Genomic DNA, 16,009 nt, shown 5'->3' with positions numbered 1-16,009 from the left:
GACTGCCGTGGAGGCGAGTACCGTCGATGACGTCATGCGAGCTCGTTCCGCATCGCGCAGGATCCGGATCGGCACGTCCGGTTGGGTGTACGGCCCCTGGCACGGTCCGTTCTACCCGCGCGATCTGCGCCGCGGCGCCGAACTGGAGTACCTCTCGCGCCGGCTCGACTCCACGGAGATCAACGCGTCGTTCTACTCCCTGCAACGCCCGGACACCTACCGCCGCTGGGTGGAGCAGACCCCGGACGACTTCCTGTTCGCGGTCAAGGGAAGCCGCTACATCACCCACATGAAAAGGCTCCACGACGCCGAAACGCCGCTGGCGAACTTCTTCGCCTCCGGCGTCCTCGCCCTCGGCTCGAAGCTCGGGCCGCTGCTCTGGCAGCTCCCGCCGTCGCTGGGCGTCGACGTCGAACGCCTGACGGCGTTCTTCCGCCTCCTCCCCCGGAGCACCGCCGCGGCCGCTGCGCTGGCCGCTCGGCACGACGATCGGCTCGCGGGCCGCTCGCTCACCGAGACCGACGCGGACCGGCCGCTGCGCCACGCGCTGGAGGTCCGCCATCCCGGCTTCGCCTCCGCCGAGGCGGTCGAGCTGCTCCGCAGCCACGACATCGGCCTGGTGGTGGCGGACGCGGCGGGGGCCTGGCCGCACCTGGAGGACGTCACGAGCGACTTCGTCTACCTCCGCTTCCACGGCGCCGAGGAGCTGTACGCCAGCGGCTACAGCGCCGAGGACCTGGACCACTGGGCGAAGTTGATCAGGTCGTGGCACGAGGGCAAGTGCCCCAAGACCAAGCACACGGTCGCCGCCCCGGCCCCGACGACCAAGGGCCGTGACGTCTACGCGTACTTCGACAACGACGTGAAGGCCCACGCGCCCCACGACGCGATGTCCCTCGCCGAACGCTGCGCGGGCCTCTGAACGCAGGCCTGCTCGACGACTGCCCTGTTCGGCGCCGGGAGCAGCGCGGTCCCTCCGCGACATGGCGTCCGATCCGTCTCCGGGTGTTCCGCGAGGCTGCGGCAGCGCGCAGGTCGCCGCAGATGTTGTTCGGCACTCGCCCTGCGCGCCGGTTTCGCGCGAAAGCGGCGTTCACCACGCGTGCAGGTGACGGTTTCGCGCGAAAGCGGCGCCCCGCACCACATGGTTCCGCCGCTTCGAGGACCGAACCCGGATCTCCGGTCCACCAGGCCCGAGCCTGACCAGACGGCCTGTCAGGGCGCTTCCGGGCCCGGGAGTTCCGGGCGGTCGTCGAAGGTGCTCCGGACCAGTTCCGCCAGCTCGTCGTGGCCGTGCGCCGCCAGGACCTCCGCCACCCGGCGGCCGAGCGCCGCGCGCTCCTCCCCCGTCGCCAGGCCTTCGATCGCGGCCAGCACGTGCTGCGACGCGCCCAGCCTGCTGCCCTGGACCTCGAATTCCTCCAGCCGGAACGAGCGCATCGTGTGCTGGTCGCCCGGCATCGCGGTGATCCACTGTGGAGGGTGGAGGTCCGGGTCCGGGATCCGGGTGTCGTGCGCGGCGGCGGTGAGCCTCCGCAGGTTGGCGATCTGGCGGACCGCTTCGTCGACGTTGCCGTCCTCCCTCGCCAACCACCAGACCAGCGCGCTGCCGGGATTCTTCAGCACGTCTTCGGCCAGGTAGGCGCGCTTTTCGCGCTCGTGGTTCCGCGCGCGTTCCCAGAGCTCTTCCTGCTTGCGCGCCTCGGCGAGGCGATGCAGCCGGTCCGCGTCGGCGTCGGGCAGTTCGAGCCGCACGTCGCCGGCCCAGGCCGCCACGCGCCCGGACGCATCGGAGCGTTCCACGCCGAGCGCGGCGTTCAGCCGGTACTGCGCGAGCTCGCCCTCGTCCGGCGGCACTTCCGCCACGAAGTGGGTGGCCTGCTCCAGGACCAGGTCGATGGCCAGCCCGCCGGGGTCGGCGTGCGGCAGCCCCGGCGCGTCCGGCTTCGAGTACCAGAACACCTTGCCGGAGAACAAGAACTTGTAGTCCGGGTGCGCGCTTCGCATCGGCAGGCCCGATAACGACCGCTCGGCCGCTTGCGGCCGCTCCCGCGGTTCGGCGGCTTCGACGGCCGGCGGCTCCGCCGCGAGCTTCCGGTCCTGCCAGCGCCGGAATTGCCAGAAGATCACCCACGGAGCGACGCACATCGCGGCGACCAGCGCCAGCCACAGCCACGCCGGCCAGCCGAAACGCAATCCGAGCACGATCCAGAGCGCCGCCGCGATCACCGACACCGCCTTGACGACACCACGCTGCTCACGATTCATCCGGCGTCCTCCACGCACTGGGCTGCACTCCACAATTCAGTACCGGGCGTCCGGCGCGGCGGAACCGTTCAAGCGGTTTTCCGCTCGAACAGAGCAGACCCGCGCCCGGATCGTGGCGGGTTCAGAAGCGCAAGAACACCGCGGTGGCGTCGTCGTGGGGTTTTCCCCTTCGCCTGCGGCTTTCCGCCGGGGTTTCCGCTGCTTCCGCGGCTCGCACCCGGCGCAGCAGCTCGGCCGGGCCGGCGTGCTCCACGAGGTTCAGCAGGTCGGTCCAGTCGCCGAGGCCGAAGCGGTCCACGTAGCGGGACGCGCCGTCGGTGAGCAGCGCCGCCCGGCGCACGTCGGGCACCGGGAGCACGCCGTGCACGGCTTCGTACGCCGCTTCGGGTTTCGTGCCGGCGACCCAGAATCCGCCCGGCCGGTTCCGCAGGTCGCGGACCGCTTCGAGCGTGTAGCCGGGCAGGTGTTCGATCCGGTCGTCGATGATCGGCCGGGTTTCGCCCGCCACGTCGAGCACGATCGGGCTGTCGGCGAGCACGAGGTGCTCAAGGTAGTCGCCGCGCAGCCGCAGCAGCGCCGCGGTCGCCGAGGGACTCGACGGGTTTCGCAGGTCGCAGGTGTCCGCGTGCGCTGCGCAGGTCGCGCGGATCGCGTCGGCGAGGAGGTCAGCGGCTGTCCCGTCCGATGCCGCTAGCCGCTGCGCCAGCTCGCCGCCGAGCCGGCGTACCAGCCAGGGCACGTCGTGCACGCAGCCACTGTCCACTCCGGACGGAGCAGTCGCGCCGTCGAGGACGAACGCCCAATCGGGCCCGGTGGCCAGGTAGTCCTCGTTCGGCCGGCCGGGCGTGGCGATCGTCGCCTGCGTCGCCCGCACGCCCGGTCAGCCGCCGGGCCGCTGCGGCAGGTTGTGCAGCGCTGCCGCCAGCGGCGCGAGCTCCGGGAGCCGCTCGGCTTCGACCAGCGCCTTCTCCAGGGCTTCGTCGTGGGTGGGGCGGGCCTGCTCCCACAGGGCCCGGCCCGCGTCGGTCAGCTCGGTGTAGATGCCGCGGCGGTCGTCCTTGCACAGGACCCGGGTGAGCAGCTCGCGGTCTTCCAGCCGGTTGACCAGCCGGGTCGTCGCGCTGCCGCTGAGCGCAGTGGCGCGGGCGAGCTGCTGCATCCGCATGTGCCAGCCGTCCTGCCTGCTCAGGGCGTCCAGGACGGTGTACTCGACGACCGACAACCCGTGCTCGGCCTGCAGCGCCTTCTCCAGCGCGGTTTCGAGCGCCCCGTGGAGCGCGGCGAGCGTGCGCCAGCCGTGCGCCCGAATCTCGACGGCGTCGTCGGCGATCCCCACCGCACACCTCCCGTGATGCGTACCTCCCACGACTATAGCAGCTTGCGCGGTTATGAAGCGTGTGCAAGCATTTATCGAGCGCCTGCAACTACCTGCTTGCGCCTCACGCCGACTCGCGCACCTGCAGGCAGGGCACCCCGGTCGCCGACCCTTCGGCCACCGCGATCCCGCACCCGCTCAACGGATCGAGCCGCTCAGCCCCGCTTGAACAGCACGTACGCCTCGACCCAGCCCTTCTCGTTCGGCACCACCGAGAACCGGTCGAGCTCCCAGCCCTCGTCCTCGATCGCCTCGATCCGCTCCGACCACGGATCGATCGCGTCGTCCTTGCTGCCGGGCAGCGCCACCAGGCGAACGGTGAACCGCCGCCGCTCCGCTTCGACAGCGGCGGCGGCCATCGCGCCGAGATCGGCTTTCGAGTTCTGGAAGAATCCCATTCCCCCATTCAACCCCAAATGCCCCGAAATGCCCGAAACGGGTCAATGGTCGTCGTTGCGGAAGAAGAGCTCTTCGAGATGATCCGCGGTTTCCGCGACGAAGTTCAGCGGATCGGTGAACTCGTTGATGTCGAGGTTCAGCAGCGGCAGCGAATGCCGGAGGACGACGTGGTCCCCGATGATCAGCGCCCCGCACACGACCGAGGTCTGCCCCAGCTCTTCCAGCAGTTTCCGCAGGTTGACGCTCTCGGCCCGGCCGATCACCGACACGACCTGCACCCAGTCCTCGCTGCCGTCGAGCCGCTCGTGGCAGACGATGACGATCTGGCTCCGGTCGTCCTCGTATTCGACGAGGAGCCGGATCTCGTCCTCGCTGTCCTCGATGATCCGGTACTCGGGCTCGCCCTCCTCCGCCCCACCGGGGACGACCCGGTATTCGGTCCGCACGAATTCGAGAAGGTCTTCCCAGGTCGCCACGATTCCTCCCAGCAATCGGCCGCGAACCGGCATGGATTTCGACGGCGATCTTGCCACGCCATCCCACCGCGCCGACCCGTTTTCCGGCCGGGAGCAGCCGAACGCGTTATTCGGTGAGCAAGGGCAGCGAAGTCGCGCCGATCATGTCCGTGCCCGGCATGAGGACCGGCGGGTTCGCCGGATCCGTGCGCAGCACCGGGAAGCGGTCCAGCAGGATGTTCATCGCGATCCGGCCCTCCAGCCGGGCCAGCGGCGCGCCCAGGCAGAAGTGGATGCCTCGCCCGAACGCGATGTGCGGGTTGGGGTCGCGGGCCGGATCGAAGGCGTCCGGCTCCGCGAACACCCGGCCGTCGCGGTTGGCCGCCCCGAGCCACACCGAGAGCACCTGGTCCGCGGGCACCCGCCGGCCGCCGACCTCGGTCTCCGTCATCGTCGCCCGGTAGGTGAGCGCGAACGGGGTCAGCAGGCGCAGCGATTCCTCGATCGCGCCCGGCACCAGCGCGCGGTCCGCGCGCACCCGCGCCGCCTGCTCCGGGTGCGCGTCCAGGCACATCACCGTGTTTCCCAGCAGCATCGTGGTGGTGATGTGCCCGGCGGCCAGCAGGAGGTTGGCGAAGTTCGCAACCTCGTTGTCGGTGAGCCGTTCGCCGTCGATCTCCGCCTGCACCAGCTGGGTCAGCAGGTCCTCGCGGGGTTTCCGCCGCCGCTCCGCGGCGTGTTCGAGGAGGTAGTCGTAGATCTGCCGCATGCTTTCCAGCGATGCGTTCATCTCGCGCAGCTGCTCCTCGCCCTGGGCGGAGACCGAGAGCTGCTGGCCGCCGCTGAGCTGCTCCTCCGCCCATTTCCGGAAGAGATCGCGGTCGCTGCTGGGCACGCCCAGCAATTCGGCGATGACGATCACCGGCAGCGGGTAGGCGAGATCCGCGACCAGTTCGAACCGGTCCCGGTCGGCCACCGCGCCGAGCAGTTCGTGCGTCAGCGCGGCGATCCGCGGTTCGAGGTCGGCCACGATCTTCGGGGTGAACGCGTGGCTAACCAACCGCCGCAGCTTGCGGTGCTGCGGCGGGTCCATCTGCGTCAGGTCGCCCTCCAGGAAGGCCGGGTCGAGCTCGATCGGCATGACTCGCGTGATGTCGGAGGAGAACGTCTTCGGATCGCTGAGGACCGCGACCGCCTCCGGGTGGCCGTGGACGTTCCACACGCCTCGCTCTTCGTCGAAGTCGACCGGGTTCGCCGGTTTCTCGCCGCGCAGCCAGAAGTGCTGCGGGTCGACCGCCATGCGGGCAGCATCGATTATCACGGGTATTCCCTTTCGCTGGGATAAAAGGAAAACGGGCGCGCCCGATCAGGACCGGCACCGGGGCCGGAGCGAGGGCAGCAGGAAGCGCATCCGCGTGAACACCGGCCGTGTCAAGGGCCGGGATCGTGGCGCAGGACCTCGGTCCTGGCGAAGGTCACCGCCGGAAAGAACGGCGGCGTGGTGCTTTTCGGGGCCTACTCGCCGGTCATTCGTCGACGAGCGAGGAGCGGCGCACGATGATGTCACCGCTCACCGTGTTGGCGCGGACCTCGACGGTCTCCTCCGCGTCTCCCGGCGCATCGACGCTGTCCAGCGAGTTGTGCACGCGACCGATCGTGGTGTTCAGGTCCAGGTACGCGGCGGTCCCCTCGCGGATGCCGACCTCCAGCTCCCCCACCGACACGTCCAGCTCGACCGTGCCGCGCGCGACTTCGCCGATCCGGATGTCGCCGTTGGCGGTCTTGGCCCGGACAGAGTCGCGCGCCTTCTCGACGGTGATGCTGCCGTTGGCCGCGCTCAACCGCGCTTCCCCGCCGATCTCGCCGATCCGGGTCTCCCCGTTGGAGTTCTTGAACACCCCGGCACCGTCGACCCGCCTGATCCGCAGCTCGCCGGACCCGGTGGCGGCCTCGGCCGGGCCCGCCACGCGGTCGACGGCGACCGCTCCGGTGGCGGTCTTCGCGTTCAGCGGGCCGGTGGCGTCGAGCCGGATGGCGCCGACCGAGGTCCGGAACCGGCACTCGCCGAGCCGTCCCTCGCCGCGGAAGTCCCCCTGCGCCGACTCGCCGCGCACCTGCGACCCGGTCGGCAGCTCGATCAGCACCTCGACCGATCCGCCGTCGCGCGGGCCGTAGTGCCGCCACCGCTTCTCCGTCTTGACCAGCAGCTCGCCATCGGAGAACTCGACGCGGGTCAGTTCCACCGCCCGCACGTCGGCCTTCCGGGACGGGTCGGTCGGCCGCACGTCGACGACCGTGTCGGCCCGGTCGGCGGCGACGATCCGCACGTCGCCCAGGACGACGTCGATCGTGGCGGAAATCGGTTCCGGAGTGTCGAAAGTTGGCATGACTGTCCCCTCAGATCGTGTTCGGTGAGCGTCCTCGCTGGTAGGACGTGTGGTGTACGGGCCGGAGCGCGCCGCTAGCGCGCCCACCCGGTGTAGCGCTGTCCGCGCCGGCCGGTGCCCCCGGCGGGCCGCTGGGCGGGTTCCACCGCAGCGGCGGCCGCCCGGACGAGCCACGCGTTGACCGACAGCCCTTCTCGCCCGGCCGCTTCCTCGACGCGGGCCTTGAGCCTTTCGGGCATCCGGACGTTGATCCGCGACATGGCGCCTTCGTCGGCCTCCAGGACCGGCCGGACCTCCGCCGGCGCGCTCTCGCCGCCGGTGGCCACCTCGCCGTGCGCCACCAATGGCGCCGTCACGACGAATTCCGCTTCCCCGCTGCGGAACCGCAGGTCCACCGATCCCGGCGCGAGCTCGCGGGTGATCTCGTCGGCAGCCGACGACAACGCGTCCAGCAGCGTCAGCCGGAGGGCGGACTCCAATGGCGTCGTGAGCCGCTCGGCGAGCTCCCGGGCATCGTCACCGCCGACTTCGGCGGCGACGGCCAGCTCCCGCCGGATGCCGTCGACATACACCCCAATATCCATGGCATCATCATGGCACCAACGTGGCACCAGCGCAACCATCCATGGCACTCGACGCGGCGCGGTCCCGGTCCGCGACCGAGAACGATCAGCGTTTCGGCTGGCTGACGCCGCGCAGGCGCGGCGCGGCGGCGATGGCCACCGCGACCGTCAGCAACGCCGCGCCGAGGATCACCGCGCGCAGCGACGTGACTTCGGCGAGCGGCCCGGCGAGCGCGGCACCCAGTGGCATCAGGCCCCAGGCCAGCACCCGGTGCGCGCTGGTCACCCGGCCCATCATCGGGCGCGGCGTCAGGCGCTGGCGGTTGGCCGCTGACAGCACGTTCCACGCGCCCGCGCCCAGCCCCATCACGAAGTACGCGACCCACGCGCCGCCCGGTGCCCGCACCACCCCGAGCAGCGCGATTCCCGCGGCCAGCACGAACAAAGCGCCGATCATCACCGATCCGCCGCCCAGCCGGCCGGCCAGCCGGGACGCGACCGGGGCGGCCAGCAGCGTGCCGATCGCGGTGCAGACCAGCAGCGTCGGCACGGACGCCGCGGGCAGGCGCAGCGACTCGATCGCGAACAGGAACGCCACCGCGTTGACGCCGCTGGTGAGCAGCGCGGTCACGCCGACGACGCCGACGACCGCGCGCAAGTCCGGGCTGCGCACCAGGAAGCGCAGCCCCGCGAGCACTTCCGCGCGCAACGACGTCGCTTCGCGCTCCTGGGCCGGCGCCGCCTGGCCGGGCACGGCGATCACCAGGAGCAGCGCCAGTCCCAGCGCGAGCGCGTTCGCCGCGAAGCACAGCGCGGGATCCCACGCGAACAGCACCGCCGCCGCCAACGGGCCCGCGATCTCGACACCGGCCGTCTCCACGCTGACGAACCGGCCGTTGGCGCGTTCCAGCTCCGCCGACCCGGCCAACGACACCAGCAGCGTCTGCGCCGCCGAATCGGCGAACGTTTCCGCGCTGCTGAGCAGGAAACCGCACACCAGCAACGCGGGCAGCCCGGCGTTGCCGGTGTGGATCAGGCCGGCCAGCACGAACGTGACGGCGCAGCGGAAGGCATGCGCGCAGATCAGCGCGTGGCGGGGCCGCCACCGGTCGACCATCGCCCCCGCGGGCAAGGCGACCAGCAGCCACGGCAGCACGGTCGCCGCCGCAACCGCCGAAACGGCCACCGGATCGCGCGTGCTGACCGCCGTGAACAGCGGCAGCGCCGCCGCCCGGATCCCGTCGCCGACCGACGAAACGGCCCAAGCACCGAGCAGGAGCCCGAACGGCCGGGAACGCACCCCCGGTGCCGGACCACTCATCCGCAAGCCGCCTCCCGCGCCGTTCAGACCACCATCGCGGGCACCGGCCAGCGCCGCAGCCGGGCCGGTGCCCACCAGCGCAGCCCGCCCGCGCGGACCAGCAGGCCGTGCTCGGCGAACAACGAGGTGGCCGCCGGATCGCACTCGTCCGGGTCGGCGCCGGCCGCGAGCCTGCGGATGGCCGCGATCAGCTCGGGTTCGTCCGCCGTGTAGCACTCCAGCGATCCGCTGCGCCGGTCCCGGATCTGGACGAAGCCCGGCCCTTCCCGGAAGACGCACTTGGCCGGGAAGTACGCCGCCCGCCACGGGTCGAGATCGGCACCTCCGGTCGGCGGCGGCAGGTGGGAGAACGCCTGCCAGGCCGGCGGCTGGCCGGACGCGCGCCACTCGCAGCGCACGCCCCATGCGGCCAGTTCCCGCAGCAGGTCGAGCGCGCCGCGGGAGCCCGGCTCGTCGAGCCGGACCGGCTCGGTGAACACGGCCTTGCGCACCCCGTCGTCGAACAGCCGACGCGCCTGGCCGACCGGGTCCGCGGAAACCGCCTGCGCACCAAGGGATTCATCGCCCAGAGCGCCCAGGTAGTGGCGGAACAACTCGATCTGCATCCGCTGCCTCGCAATCATCCGAGCCGGAGCAATTGCTGGTTGTTGGCCTGCGGCACCACGTGGACGAAGCGGCCGTCGTCGGTGAAGAGCAGGCCCCGATGCCGCCAGAGGTCGAGCCGGTCGCGCACCTGCGGCCCGAAGCCGGACTCCAGGTTCGGCAACGAGCGCGGCCGGTCCAACGCCCGGAACAGCTCCGCATCGGCGCCGGTCAGCACGTGCTCGTCCGGGCCGAACCCGGGCCGGTCGTCGATCACGACCACCTCGCCGTCCAGCGCCACGTGCTCCAGCACGCTCGTCGGGTGGTGCTCGGTCCACGCCGCCACCGCCGCCAGCAGCTCGGCCTCCGCGCGGCCGCCGATGCCGGCCGGCTCGGTGCTGAACAGGTAGGCGAGGTCGCGCAGTTCCTCGGCGGGCAGGTCGTAGTTCAGGAAGTACTGCGGGTCTGGTTCCCGCGTCGCGAAGCCCAGCGCCGGGTCGTCGAAGTAGGGGCTGAAGCGTTCCAAGGCGATGCGGCTGGCCCCGTCCATCGGCGGCAGGTGGCTCAAGGCCGGGAGCTGCCCGACGACGGACGCGTAGTCGGAGTCGAGCTCGCCGGGGAATCCGTACAGGTAGTTCCACATCACCGTGAGCCCCAGCGACCGCGCGTCCCGCAGCAGCCGCACGTTCTGGCACCCGTCCACGCCCTTGTCCATCAGCCGCAGCACCCGGCTGCTGAGGTTCTCGATGCCGGGCTGCACCTGGACCACCCCGGCCCGCACCAGCCCGCGCAGCTGGTCGAAGCGCAGGTTCGCCTTGATCTCGCACTGCAACCGCAGGTCGTAGCCGGCGGTTTCGAGCCGGGGCAGAACGGTGCGCAGGTACTCCATGTCGAGGATGTTGTCCACCAGGTACATGTCCAGCACCCGGTACCGCTCGGCGAGACCGACCAGCTCGTCGTGGAACCGGTCCGGGCTCTTGCTGCGGAACTGCATGAACGACCCGTTGAGCCCGCAGAACGTGCAGTGGTGCTTCTCGCCCCACCAGCAGCCGCGGGCGCCCTCCACCACGAGCTTGGGCTCGGTCTCGGACGCGGCGGCGCACCCGGCGAACCGCTCCAGGTAGCCGTCGAAGTCCGGGGCGGCGATCTGCGCGGGCGGCAGCGGCGCGGCGGTCAGCTCGTTGACGTGCTCACCGGAGCCGTCCCGCCAGCACAGACCCGGTATGCGCGCCGGGTCACCGCCGCGGTCGAGGTGTTCGACCAGCGCGGGCAGCGCGAGTTCCCCTTCGCCGCGCGCGACGAAGTCGACGAACTCGAAGTTGCGGTGCCAGGCGGCGCCCTGCGGGCCGTCGCAGTTCGCGCCGCCGAACACGATCCGCGACGCGGGGTCCAGCAGCTTGAGCTCGCGGGCCAGGGCCAGCGAAGCGGTGTTCTGCTGGAACGTGGTGGTGAACCCGATCAGGCCGCCCGCGGTGTCGGCGATTTCCTTGGCGTAGGCCGAGATCCAGTCGGGCACGAGGTCGTGCAGCCGCAGGCACAGCTCCAGCCGGTCCGCGTCGATGCGCCCGGTCATCGCCTCCCGGAACTCCGCGGCGCGCCAGCCGCGCACTCCGTGCAGGGCGGCGGTGAAGACCCAGTCCCCGCAGCCCTCGAAGTAGGAGTCCAACGAGAAGAAGTCGTACTCGCGCAGCCGGGTGCCCAGGTTCTGGTGCATCCAGTCGAAGAAGTCGAGGTTCGCGTCGACCACTCGAACGCGGTGCACCCCACCGCGTTCGACGGCGGTCTTCAGGATTCCGCAGGCCAGCGACGGGTAGCCGACCGATGCCCACGGCATGTTCACCAGTGTCACGTCCATGCGATCCGGTCACCTTCCGAGCGGGCCGGAGGGCCGGCGGGGCGGCACCCCACCGGCCCCGCCGGCGTCACTTCGAAACCCGCACCCCCGAGGTGCCGGTCCCGCCGATCGCCTTCGGGTCGTTGTGCACGGTCGTCTTCTTCACAGACTTCACCCCCTCCCCCGATAACCCGTCGGCCGAAACGATGTCCTCCCCTGGGACAAGGCCCGAGTCGCCCAACGATGCCGACCGCCGGGCACCGCGCGCAAGCCGGAATTCACCCGATCGCCCCGAACGGAGAACGCGAAACACCCGCAGTTTTCTCGGTTTTCCCACCGAGGAGCGGGAGCGAAGACCGATCGCCGGATGCTTTTGCTCCCGTTGTCGGCATTGCCGGCTACAGGTTCTGGAACAGCGCGACGATCAGTGCCGTTACCGCCGATTCCGCCACTACGGCACCGGCCCGCGCGGCCCCGGCCAATGCCGAACGCGCCAATGCGCGGAAGGTGCCGGCGCGACCGGCCGGAATCTGCTCCTCGTCGCGCACTTCCCGGTTCCGGTCGATGCGGATTCCCAGGCGGATCCCCAGTTCACCGAACGAACGTCTCGAAAGGCGTTTCATACGAGCTCCCATTCCGGTTCGGCCCCGGCCGTTCGCCGGGGTCGCCGTCAATTGGTCACCGGAAAAACGCCTGCGCCAACGAGTTTCGGAGGAATTCGGAATCCGGATGTGCGAAATCGCAGTTCAGACCCGCTTCTCCGAAGGAGTCCGACCTGGCGTCGGGAACCCGATCAGCGGCTTTCCGCCGCCAGGAGCGAACCAGGATACTCGCATTCACACCCGCAGCGCAGGGGCTGGCGGAGGCGATTCGCCCGGACGTCGGCGAGCCGGCACCGGCCGATACCTCATCTGCCGCAGCGAGGAAGGCGGAGGATGGAGCCGACATCGAAGGCGGGGAGATCGACCGCTTTGGCCCGGGCGCTCGTGGAATTGCAGCGGCAGGCCAAGGAATCCCGGGCCCGGGTCGGGCTGCGTTCGTCGAGGTCCGCGCTGGCAAAGGAAAGCGGCGTATCCGAACAGACGCTCAGCGACTGGTTCAACAGTCGGCACGCACCCCGCGATCTGGAGCAGTTGATGACGTCGTCGAAGTGCTGACCCGATGGGCCGGGCAGCCGCCGCCCGAATACGGCTCCTGGAACCGATTGCTGACCGCCGTTTCCCCCTACCGGCCAACCCCTGCGCTCCGTTCGCCGGACGAGGCAGAGCCCGACTCCGATCGCGATGAGGCGGAAACCCGGCCGACCGGCGCCTCCGCACGGCTGTCCCGCCGCAACGTCCGGCTCGGCATCGCAGGTGCCGGTGCCGCCGCAGGGCTCGGCTTCGCCGGCTGGCGGGTGCTCACCCCGCGCCCCGGTGAACTCGTGTGGCGGTTCGGCACCAACGGGGCGGTGCTCACGACTCCCGCGGTGGCCGACGGATTCGTGTACGTCGGCAGCGATGACCAGAGCCTGTACGCGGTGGCCGCGGACTCCGGGAAGGAGCGGTGGAGGTTTCCCACCGGCGGCCGGGTGCGGTCTTCCCCGGTCGTCGCAGGCAAGGCGGTGTACTTCGGCAGCGTCGACAAGAACCTGTACGCCGTGAACGCGGACTCCGGGAAGGAGCTGTGGAAGTTCCCCACCGGCGGCTCCGTAGAATGGTCGTCCCCGGTGGTGGCCGACGGCGTGGTGTACATCGGCAGCGTCGACGAGAACCTGCACGCGGTGGACGCGGGCACCGGGAAGGAGCTGTGGAAGTTCCCCACCGATGGCACCGTCTGGTCGCCCGCGGTGGCCGACGGCGCGGTGTACGCCGGCAGCAGCGACCAGCACCTGTACGCGGTGGATGCGATCAGCGGCGCCCCGAAGTGGAGCGTGCCCACCGAAGGAACCTTCCCCTATCCGACGGTGGCGAACGGGGTGATCTACGCAGGTGGCGAGCAGAACCTGCACGCGCTCTACGCGGCCAGCGGAGAAACGCGGTGGACGACGGACTTCATCAACGCCAACGTGGCCGCAGGCCCCACCGTCGCCGATGGCGTGGTGTACGTCGGCAGCGACGATCACAACCTGTACGCGGTGGACGCGGACAGCGGGAAGCACGTCTGGAGGTCGCCCACCGGCGACATGGTGCGGCCAACCCCAGCGGTCGCCGACGGCGTCGTGTACTTCGGCAGCGGTGACGGGTATCTGAACGCGGTGGCCGTCGACGGCACGCCGCTGTGGCGCTTTCCCGCAGGCGGCTTCGTGTGGTCGTCCCCGGCGGTGGCCGATGGTGTGGTGTACGTCGGTGGCAACGACAACTACCTGTACGCGGTCGTCACATAGCTACCGGTGGCGGCCGACGACGTGCGCACGTCGTCGGCCGTGTCCGGTTCTACTGGGCCGTCTCGCTCACCCTGGCGAGCGCGACGCCGCCCACGATCAGCGCGAGCGCGAGGATCCGCCCGAGGCTGACGGGATCCCGGTAGAGGAGGATGCCGAGCACGATCGCCCCCGCCGCCCCGATCCCGGTGAAGACCAGGTACGCCGTGCCGACCGGCACCGTGTTCATCGCCCGCGACAACAGGTAGACGGCGGCAGCGCAGAGCACGAGGCACAGCAGCGTCGGCAGCGGCTTGGTGAAGTTCTCGGTGGGCTTGATGCTCTGCGCCCAAGCCACCTCGACCAGTCCCGCCGCGATCAGCAGCAGCCAGTTCACCGCACGCCTCCCGCGCGTCGCGCCGACAGTTCCGCGACGACCGCGTCCACCCGCTGCTCCGCCGACGTCGCGGACGCCCGCTGCTGCTCCGCGAGGTGCTCGATCTGCGGATCGACCAGCGCGTTGGTGAGTTCGGAGTTGATGAAGGTGACGTCGTCGACCGAGAAGTGCCCGGCGAAGAAGTCCCGCAGGTACCGCTCCTGGTGGTCGACCGGCTCCCGGGGCGTCCCCGGGAGGTAGGACCCACCGCGCGCGTTCACGACCACGAAGGACCGGCCGGCCAGGGACATCCGCGGGAACGTGACCTGGTCGATCCACAGCTTCAGCGCCGCGGGGATCGAGAAGTTGTACATGGGGCTGCCGATGAGCACGACGTCGGCGGCGAGCAGCTCGGAGAGCAGCGGTTCGAACACGGCCCACGCGGCGCGCTGCGCCGGCGTGCGAACGGCCTCGCGGTAGCGGTCGGGCTCGGTGATCCCGTGTCGCAGGAGGTCGTCGCAGATCTCGGTCCACGCCTGCCCGATCGGCGGCACCGGCTCCGCGGCGAGGTCGCGGTGGACGTAGTCCTGACCGGGGTTGGCGGCCTGCCAGGCGAGGGCGAAGCGCTCGGTGAGCGCCCGGGAGAACGAGCGGCTTCGCGCGCTGGCGTCGAGGTGGAGCAGCATGGTCGACTCCTTCAAGTGGACGTCGTGTCCGGTTGTGTCGTCGACCATAACTGGACGCACTGTCCGGATATTCCCTAGGCTGCCCCCCATGGACGATGACCTGCTGCGACCGAACCAGCGCGGGCGGGAGCGCGCGGACGCGGCCCGCAACCGCGCCCGCATCCTGGCCGCGGCGGAGGAGCTGTTCGCGACCCGCAGCGCCCAGAGCGTGACGATGGAGGACATCGCGAACGCAGCCGGCGTGGGACGCGCGACCTTGTACCGCCGCTACCCGGATCGCGCATCCATCGCCACGGCCCTGCTGGACGAGCACGAGCGAGCGCTGCAGGAGAGGTTGCTGCGCGGCGACCCGCCGCTGGGACCGGGCGCGCCGCCGGCCGAGCGCCTGGCGGCCTTCTACGAAGCCATGGTCGACTTGCTGGAGCGGCACATCCACCTGGTCCTGGGCACCGAAGTGGGCAGATCCCGGTTCGAGACGGGCGCCTACGGGTTCTGGCGAGCGCACGTCCGCTCGCTGCTCGCGGAATCTTCCCTGGCAGACCCGGAAGCCCTGACGGACTCCCTGCTGGCGCCGCTGGCCCCGGAGGTCTTCCGGCACCAGCACGAAACCCTGGGAATGGAGGCGAAGCGGATCAAAGCGGCCTTGGCGGAATTGGCCCGCAGAATCCTTTGAGGGCGAAAACCCTTGCAGTGAGCGTTTTTCATCCTGGTCGGCCCGCAGCCGCGGGCCGCAAAGCCACACGTCGATGGGCTGTCGCATGCGCCGCAGGCGCATAGCCCACCTACGACGCTGGCGCCGCCGCGGGTTCACGGTGCCCACCCCTCCGGGGTTCCCTCGGCGAGGACGGCCCTGACGCCGTGTATTGGGCATACATAAGTCAGGGCACCCACAGTCCAGGGAGCCTCTGAGGTTCCGCCACCCGCACCGCCACGCAAAACGAGGCTGGAAAACTTCAATGCAAGTGAAATCAATGCGACGAGGTCGCGTCTCAGTCGGCGAGGAGGTGCTCCCGGCCGAACATGGTGGCGGCGGCCCGCGCGCTGGGCGTTCCCGCGTCGAGGTCCGCGCCGGCCTCGCGGAGCACGGCCACCACCTCGTCTGCGCCCTTGAACAGCGCACCGGCGATCGGCGCCTGGTCGCGCTCGTTGCGCAGGTCGGGGTTCGCGCCGCGGTCGAGCAGCGCGCGCACCGTTCCGGCGTGCCCGTGGTAGGCGGCGAGCATGAGCAGGGTGTTGCCGCCCTGGTCGGCCACGTCGACCGGGAGCCCGTGGTCGACGAACTCCGCCAGCTGCGCGGTTTCGCCTTCCCGGGCCAGGTCCATGGCGATCGCCACGACGCGCTCGGTCTGCTCCGGGGTAAGTCCACCGTGGCTCATCAGCAGCTCTTCCTGATCACGTCTGAGAATTCCGGTTCCGGAACAG

At 70.7% G+C, this 16,009-nt stretch carries 19 protein-coding genes; 4 read left to right on the top strand and 15 right to left on the bottom strand.

Annotated features, from left to right (window positions below; translation table 11 throughout):
• Positions 1-34: 34 nt before the first annotated feature.
• On the top strand, positions 35-922 hold the full coding sequence (locus tag ACWEV3_RS34895; protein ID WP_452617982.1) for a DUF72 domain-containing protein: 888 nt from the start codon (positions 35-37) through the stop codon (positions 920-922).
• A 293-nt stretch (positions 923-1,215) separates the two neighbouring features.
• On the opposite strand, the gene ACWEV3_RS34890 is transcribed toward ACWEV3_RS34895, so the two are convergent.
• The 12 genes from ACWEV3_RS34890 to ACWEV3_RS34835 all read right to left on the bottom strand — a co-directional run bounded on the left by ACWEV3_RS34890 (position 1,216) and on the right by ACWEV3_RS34835 (position 11,858).
• Complete coding sequence (locus tag ACWEV3_RS34890; protein WP_452617981.1) at positions 1,216-2,268, bottom strand: hypothetical protein; 1,053 nt, start codon at positions 2,266-2,268, stop codon at positions 1,216-1,218.
• Between the two features lie 121 nt (positions 2,269-2,389).
• The gene (locus ACWEV3_RS34885; RefSeq protein WP_452617980.1) at positions 2,390-3,142 is read right to left on the bottom strand and encodes a protein phosphatase 2C domain-containing protein; all 753 of its coding nucleotides are present in this window, start codon (positions 3,140-3,142) and stop codon (positions 2,390-2,392) included.
• Between the two features lie 6 nt (positions 3,143-3,148).
• The gene (locus ACWEV3_RS34880; RefSeq protein ID WP_452617979.1) at positions 3,149-3,604 is read right to left on the bottom strand and encodes a MarR family winged helix-turn-helix transcriptional regulator; all 456 of its coding nucleotides are present in this window, start codon (positions 3,602-3,604) and stop codon (positions 3,149-3,151) included.
• 194 nt (positions 3,605-3,798) lie between these two features.
• The gene (locus ACWEV3_RS34875) at positions 3,799-4,041 is read right to left on the bottom strand and encodes a hypothetical protein (protein WP_452617978.1); all 243 of its coding nucleotides are present in this window, start codon (positions 4,039-4,041) and stop codon (positions 3,799-3,801) included.
• A gap of 42 nt (positions 4,042-4,083) precedes the next feature.
• Positions 4,084-4,518, bottom strand: coding sequence for a hypothetical protein (locus ACWEV3_RS34870; protein WP_452617977.1), 435 nt, complete (start codon positions 4,516-4,518; stop codon positions 4,084-4,086).
• Between the two features lie 106 nt (positions 4,519-4,624).
• Complete coding sequence (locus tag ACWEV3_RS34865; protein WP_452617976.1) at positions 4,625-5,797, bottom strand: cytochrome P450; 1,173 nt, start codon at positions 5,795-5,797, stop codon at positions 4,625-4,627.
• A 226-nt stretch (positions 5,798-6,023) separates the two neighbouring features.
• Positions 6,024-6,884: a DUF4097 family beta strand repeat-containing protein gene (locus tag ACWEV3_RS34860; protein ID WP_452617975.1), complete on the bottom strand. Its 861-nt coding sequence runs from the start codon at positions 6,882-6,884 to the stop codon at positions 6,024-6,026.
• Between the two features lie 74 nt (positions 6,885-6,958).
• Positions 6,959-7,468: a toxin-antitoxin system HicB family antitoxin gene (locus ACWEV3_RS34855; protein WP_452617974.1), complete on the bottom strand. Its 510-nt coding sequence runs from the start codon at positions 7,466-7,468 to the stop codon at positions 6,959-6,961.
• A gap of 85 nt (positions 7,469-7,553) precedes the next feature.
• Positions 7,554-8,768: an MFS transporter gene (locus tag ACWEV3_RS34850; protein WP_452617973.1), complete on the bottom strand. Its 1,215-nt coding sequence runs from the start codon at positions 8,766-8,768 to the stop codon at positions 7,554-7,556.
• Between the two features lie 23 nt (positions 8,769-8,791).
• Positions 8,792-9,373, bottom strand: coding sequence for a DUF5825 family protein (locus ACWEV3_RS34845; RefSeq protein ID WP_452617972.1), 582 nt, complete (start codon positions 9,371-9,373; stop codon positions 8,792-8,794).
• 14 nt (positions 9,374-9,387) lie between these two features.
• Entirely contained in the window at positions 9,388-11,205 is a 1,818-nt protein-coding gene (locus ACWEV3_RS34840; protein ID WP_452617971.1) for a RiPP maturation radical SAM C-methyltransferase, read from the bottom strand.
• Between the two features lie 377 nt (positions 11,206-11,582).
• Positions 11,583-11,858, bottom strand: a complete 276-nt coding sequence (locus tag ACWEV3_RS34835) for a hypothetical protein (RefSeq protein ID WP_452617970.1) — start codon at positions 11,856-11,858, stop codon at positions 11,583-11,585.
• Between the two features lie 261 nt (positions 11,859-12,119).
• On the opposite strand from ACWEV3_RS34835, the gene ACWEV3_RS34830 reads away from it, so the two are divergent.
• Both ACWEV3_RS34830 and ACWEV3_RS34825 read left to right on the top strand, forming a co-directional pair.
• Positions 12,120-12,341 (top strand): helix-turn-helix domain-containing protein, encoded by a 222-nt coding sequence (locus tag ACWEV3_RS34830; RefSeq protein ID WP_452617969.1) that lies wholly within the window; start codon positions 12,120-12,122, stop codon positions 12,339-12,341.
• A complete protein-coding gene (locus ACWEV3_RS34825; RefSeq protein WP_452617968.1) occupies positions 12,335-13,549 on the top strand; it encodes an outer membrane protein assembly factor BamB family protein in 1,215 nt (404 codons plus the stop codon). Before ACWEV3_RS34830 ends, ACWEV3_RS34825 begins: the two co-directional genes overlap by 7 nt.
• Before the next feature lie 49 nt (positions 13,550-13,598).
• Here ACWEV3_RS34825 and ACWEV3_RS34820 read toward each other — a convergent pair whose 3' ends face one another.
• Complete coding sequence (locus tag ACWEV3_RS34820) at positions 13,599-13,922, bottom strand: DMT family transporter (protein ID WP_397528808.1); 324 nt, start codon at positions 13,920-13,922, stop codon at positions 13,599-13,601.
• Positions 13,919-14,587: an FMN-dependent NADH-azoreductase gene (locus ACWEV3_RS34815; RefSeq protein WP_452617967.1), complete on the bottom strand. Its 669-nt coding sequence runs from the start codon at positions 14,585-14,587 to the stop codon at positions 13,919-13,921. The genes ACWEV3_RS34820 and ACWEV3_RS34815 overlap by 4 nt, the downstream gene beginning before the upstream one ends.
• Before the next feature lie 88 nt (positions 14,588-14,675).
• Here ACWEV3_RS34815 and ACWEV3_RS34810 point away from each other — a divergent pair, with 88 nt between their 5' ends.
• A complete protein-coding gene (locus ACWEV3_RS34810; protein WP_452617966.1) occupies positions 14,676-15,260 on the top strand; it encodes a TetR/AcrR family transcriptional regulator in 585 nt (194 codons plus the stop codon).
• Between the two features lie 316 nt (positions 15,261-15,576).
• Here the strand turns inward: ACWEV3_RS34810 and ACWEV3_RS34805 are convergent, their stop codons facing one another.
• Positions 15,577-15,963, bottom strand: a complete 387-nt coding sequence (locus ACWEV3_RS34805; RefSeq protein ID WP_358577111.1) for an ankyrin repeat domain-containing protein — start codon at positions 15,961-15,963, stop codon at positions 15,577-15,579.
• Positions 15,964-16,009 lie beyond the last annotated feature (46 nt).

The sequence above is a fragment of the Saccharopolyspora sp. NPDC003752 genome, from assembly GCF_053605825.1.
Note: the sequence above shows the minus strand (reverse complement) of the source record. Positions and strands in the feature narration are given on the sequence as shown.

Bases quoted from the DNA above. Each gene is read 5' to 3' on its own strand.
- ACWEV3_RS34890 (WP_452617981.1), bottom strand. From the start codon at position 2,268: ATGAATCGTGAGCAGCGTGGTGTCGTCAAGGCGGTGTCGGTGATCGCG.
- ACWEV3_RS34860 (WP_452617975.1), bottom strand. From the start codon at position 6,884: ATGCCAACTTTCGACACTCCGGAACCGATTTCCGCCACGATCGACGTC.
- ACWEV3_RS34840 (WP_452617971.1), bottom strand. From the start codon at position 11,205: ATGGACGTGACACTGGTGAACATGCCGTGGGCATCGGTCGGCTACCCG.
- ACWEV3_RS34865 (WP_452617976.1), bottom strand. From the start codon at position 5,797: ATGGCGGTCGACCCGCAGCACTTCTGGCTGCGCGGCGAGAAACCGGCG.
- ACWEV3_RS34895 (WP_452617982.1), top strand. From the start codon at position 35: ATGCGAGCTCGTTCCGCATCGCGCAGGATCCGGATCGGCACGTCCGGT.
- ACWEV3_RS34830 (WP_452617969.1), top strand. From the start codon at position 12,120: ATGGAGCCGACATCGAAGGCGGGGAGATCGACCGCTTTGGCCCGGGCG.
- ACWEV3_RS34875 (WP_452617978.1), bottom strand. From the start codon at position 4,041: ATGGGATTCTTCCAGAACTCGAAAGCCGATCTCGGCGCGATGGCCGCC.
- ACWEV3_RS34805 (WP_358577111.1), bottom strand. From the start codon at position 15,963: ATGAGCCACGGTGGACTTACCCCGGAGCAGACCGAGCGCGTCGTGGCG.
- ACWEV3_RS34855 (WP_452617974.1), bottom strand. From the start codon at position 7,468: ATGGATATTGGGGTGTATGTCGACGGCATCCGGCGGGAGCTGGCCGTC.
- ACWEV3_RS34845 (WP_452617972.1), bottom strand. From the start codon at position 9,373: ATGCAGATCGAGTTGTTCCGCCACTACCTGGGCGCTCTGGGCGATGAA.
- ACWEV3_RS34850 (WP_452617973.1), bottom strand. From the start codon at position 8,768: ATGAGTGGTCCGGCACCGGGGGTGCGTTCCCGGCCGTTCGGGCTCCTG.
- ACWEV3_RS34810 (WP_452617966.1), top strand. From the start codon at position 14,676: ATGGACGATGACCTGCTGCGACCGAACCAGCGCGGGCGGGAGCGCGCG.
- ACWEV3_RS34815 (WP_452617967.1), bottom strand. From the start codon at position 14,587: ATGCTGCTCCACCTCGACGCCAGCGCGCGAAGCCGCTCGTTCTCCCGG.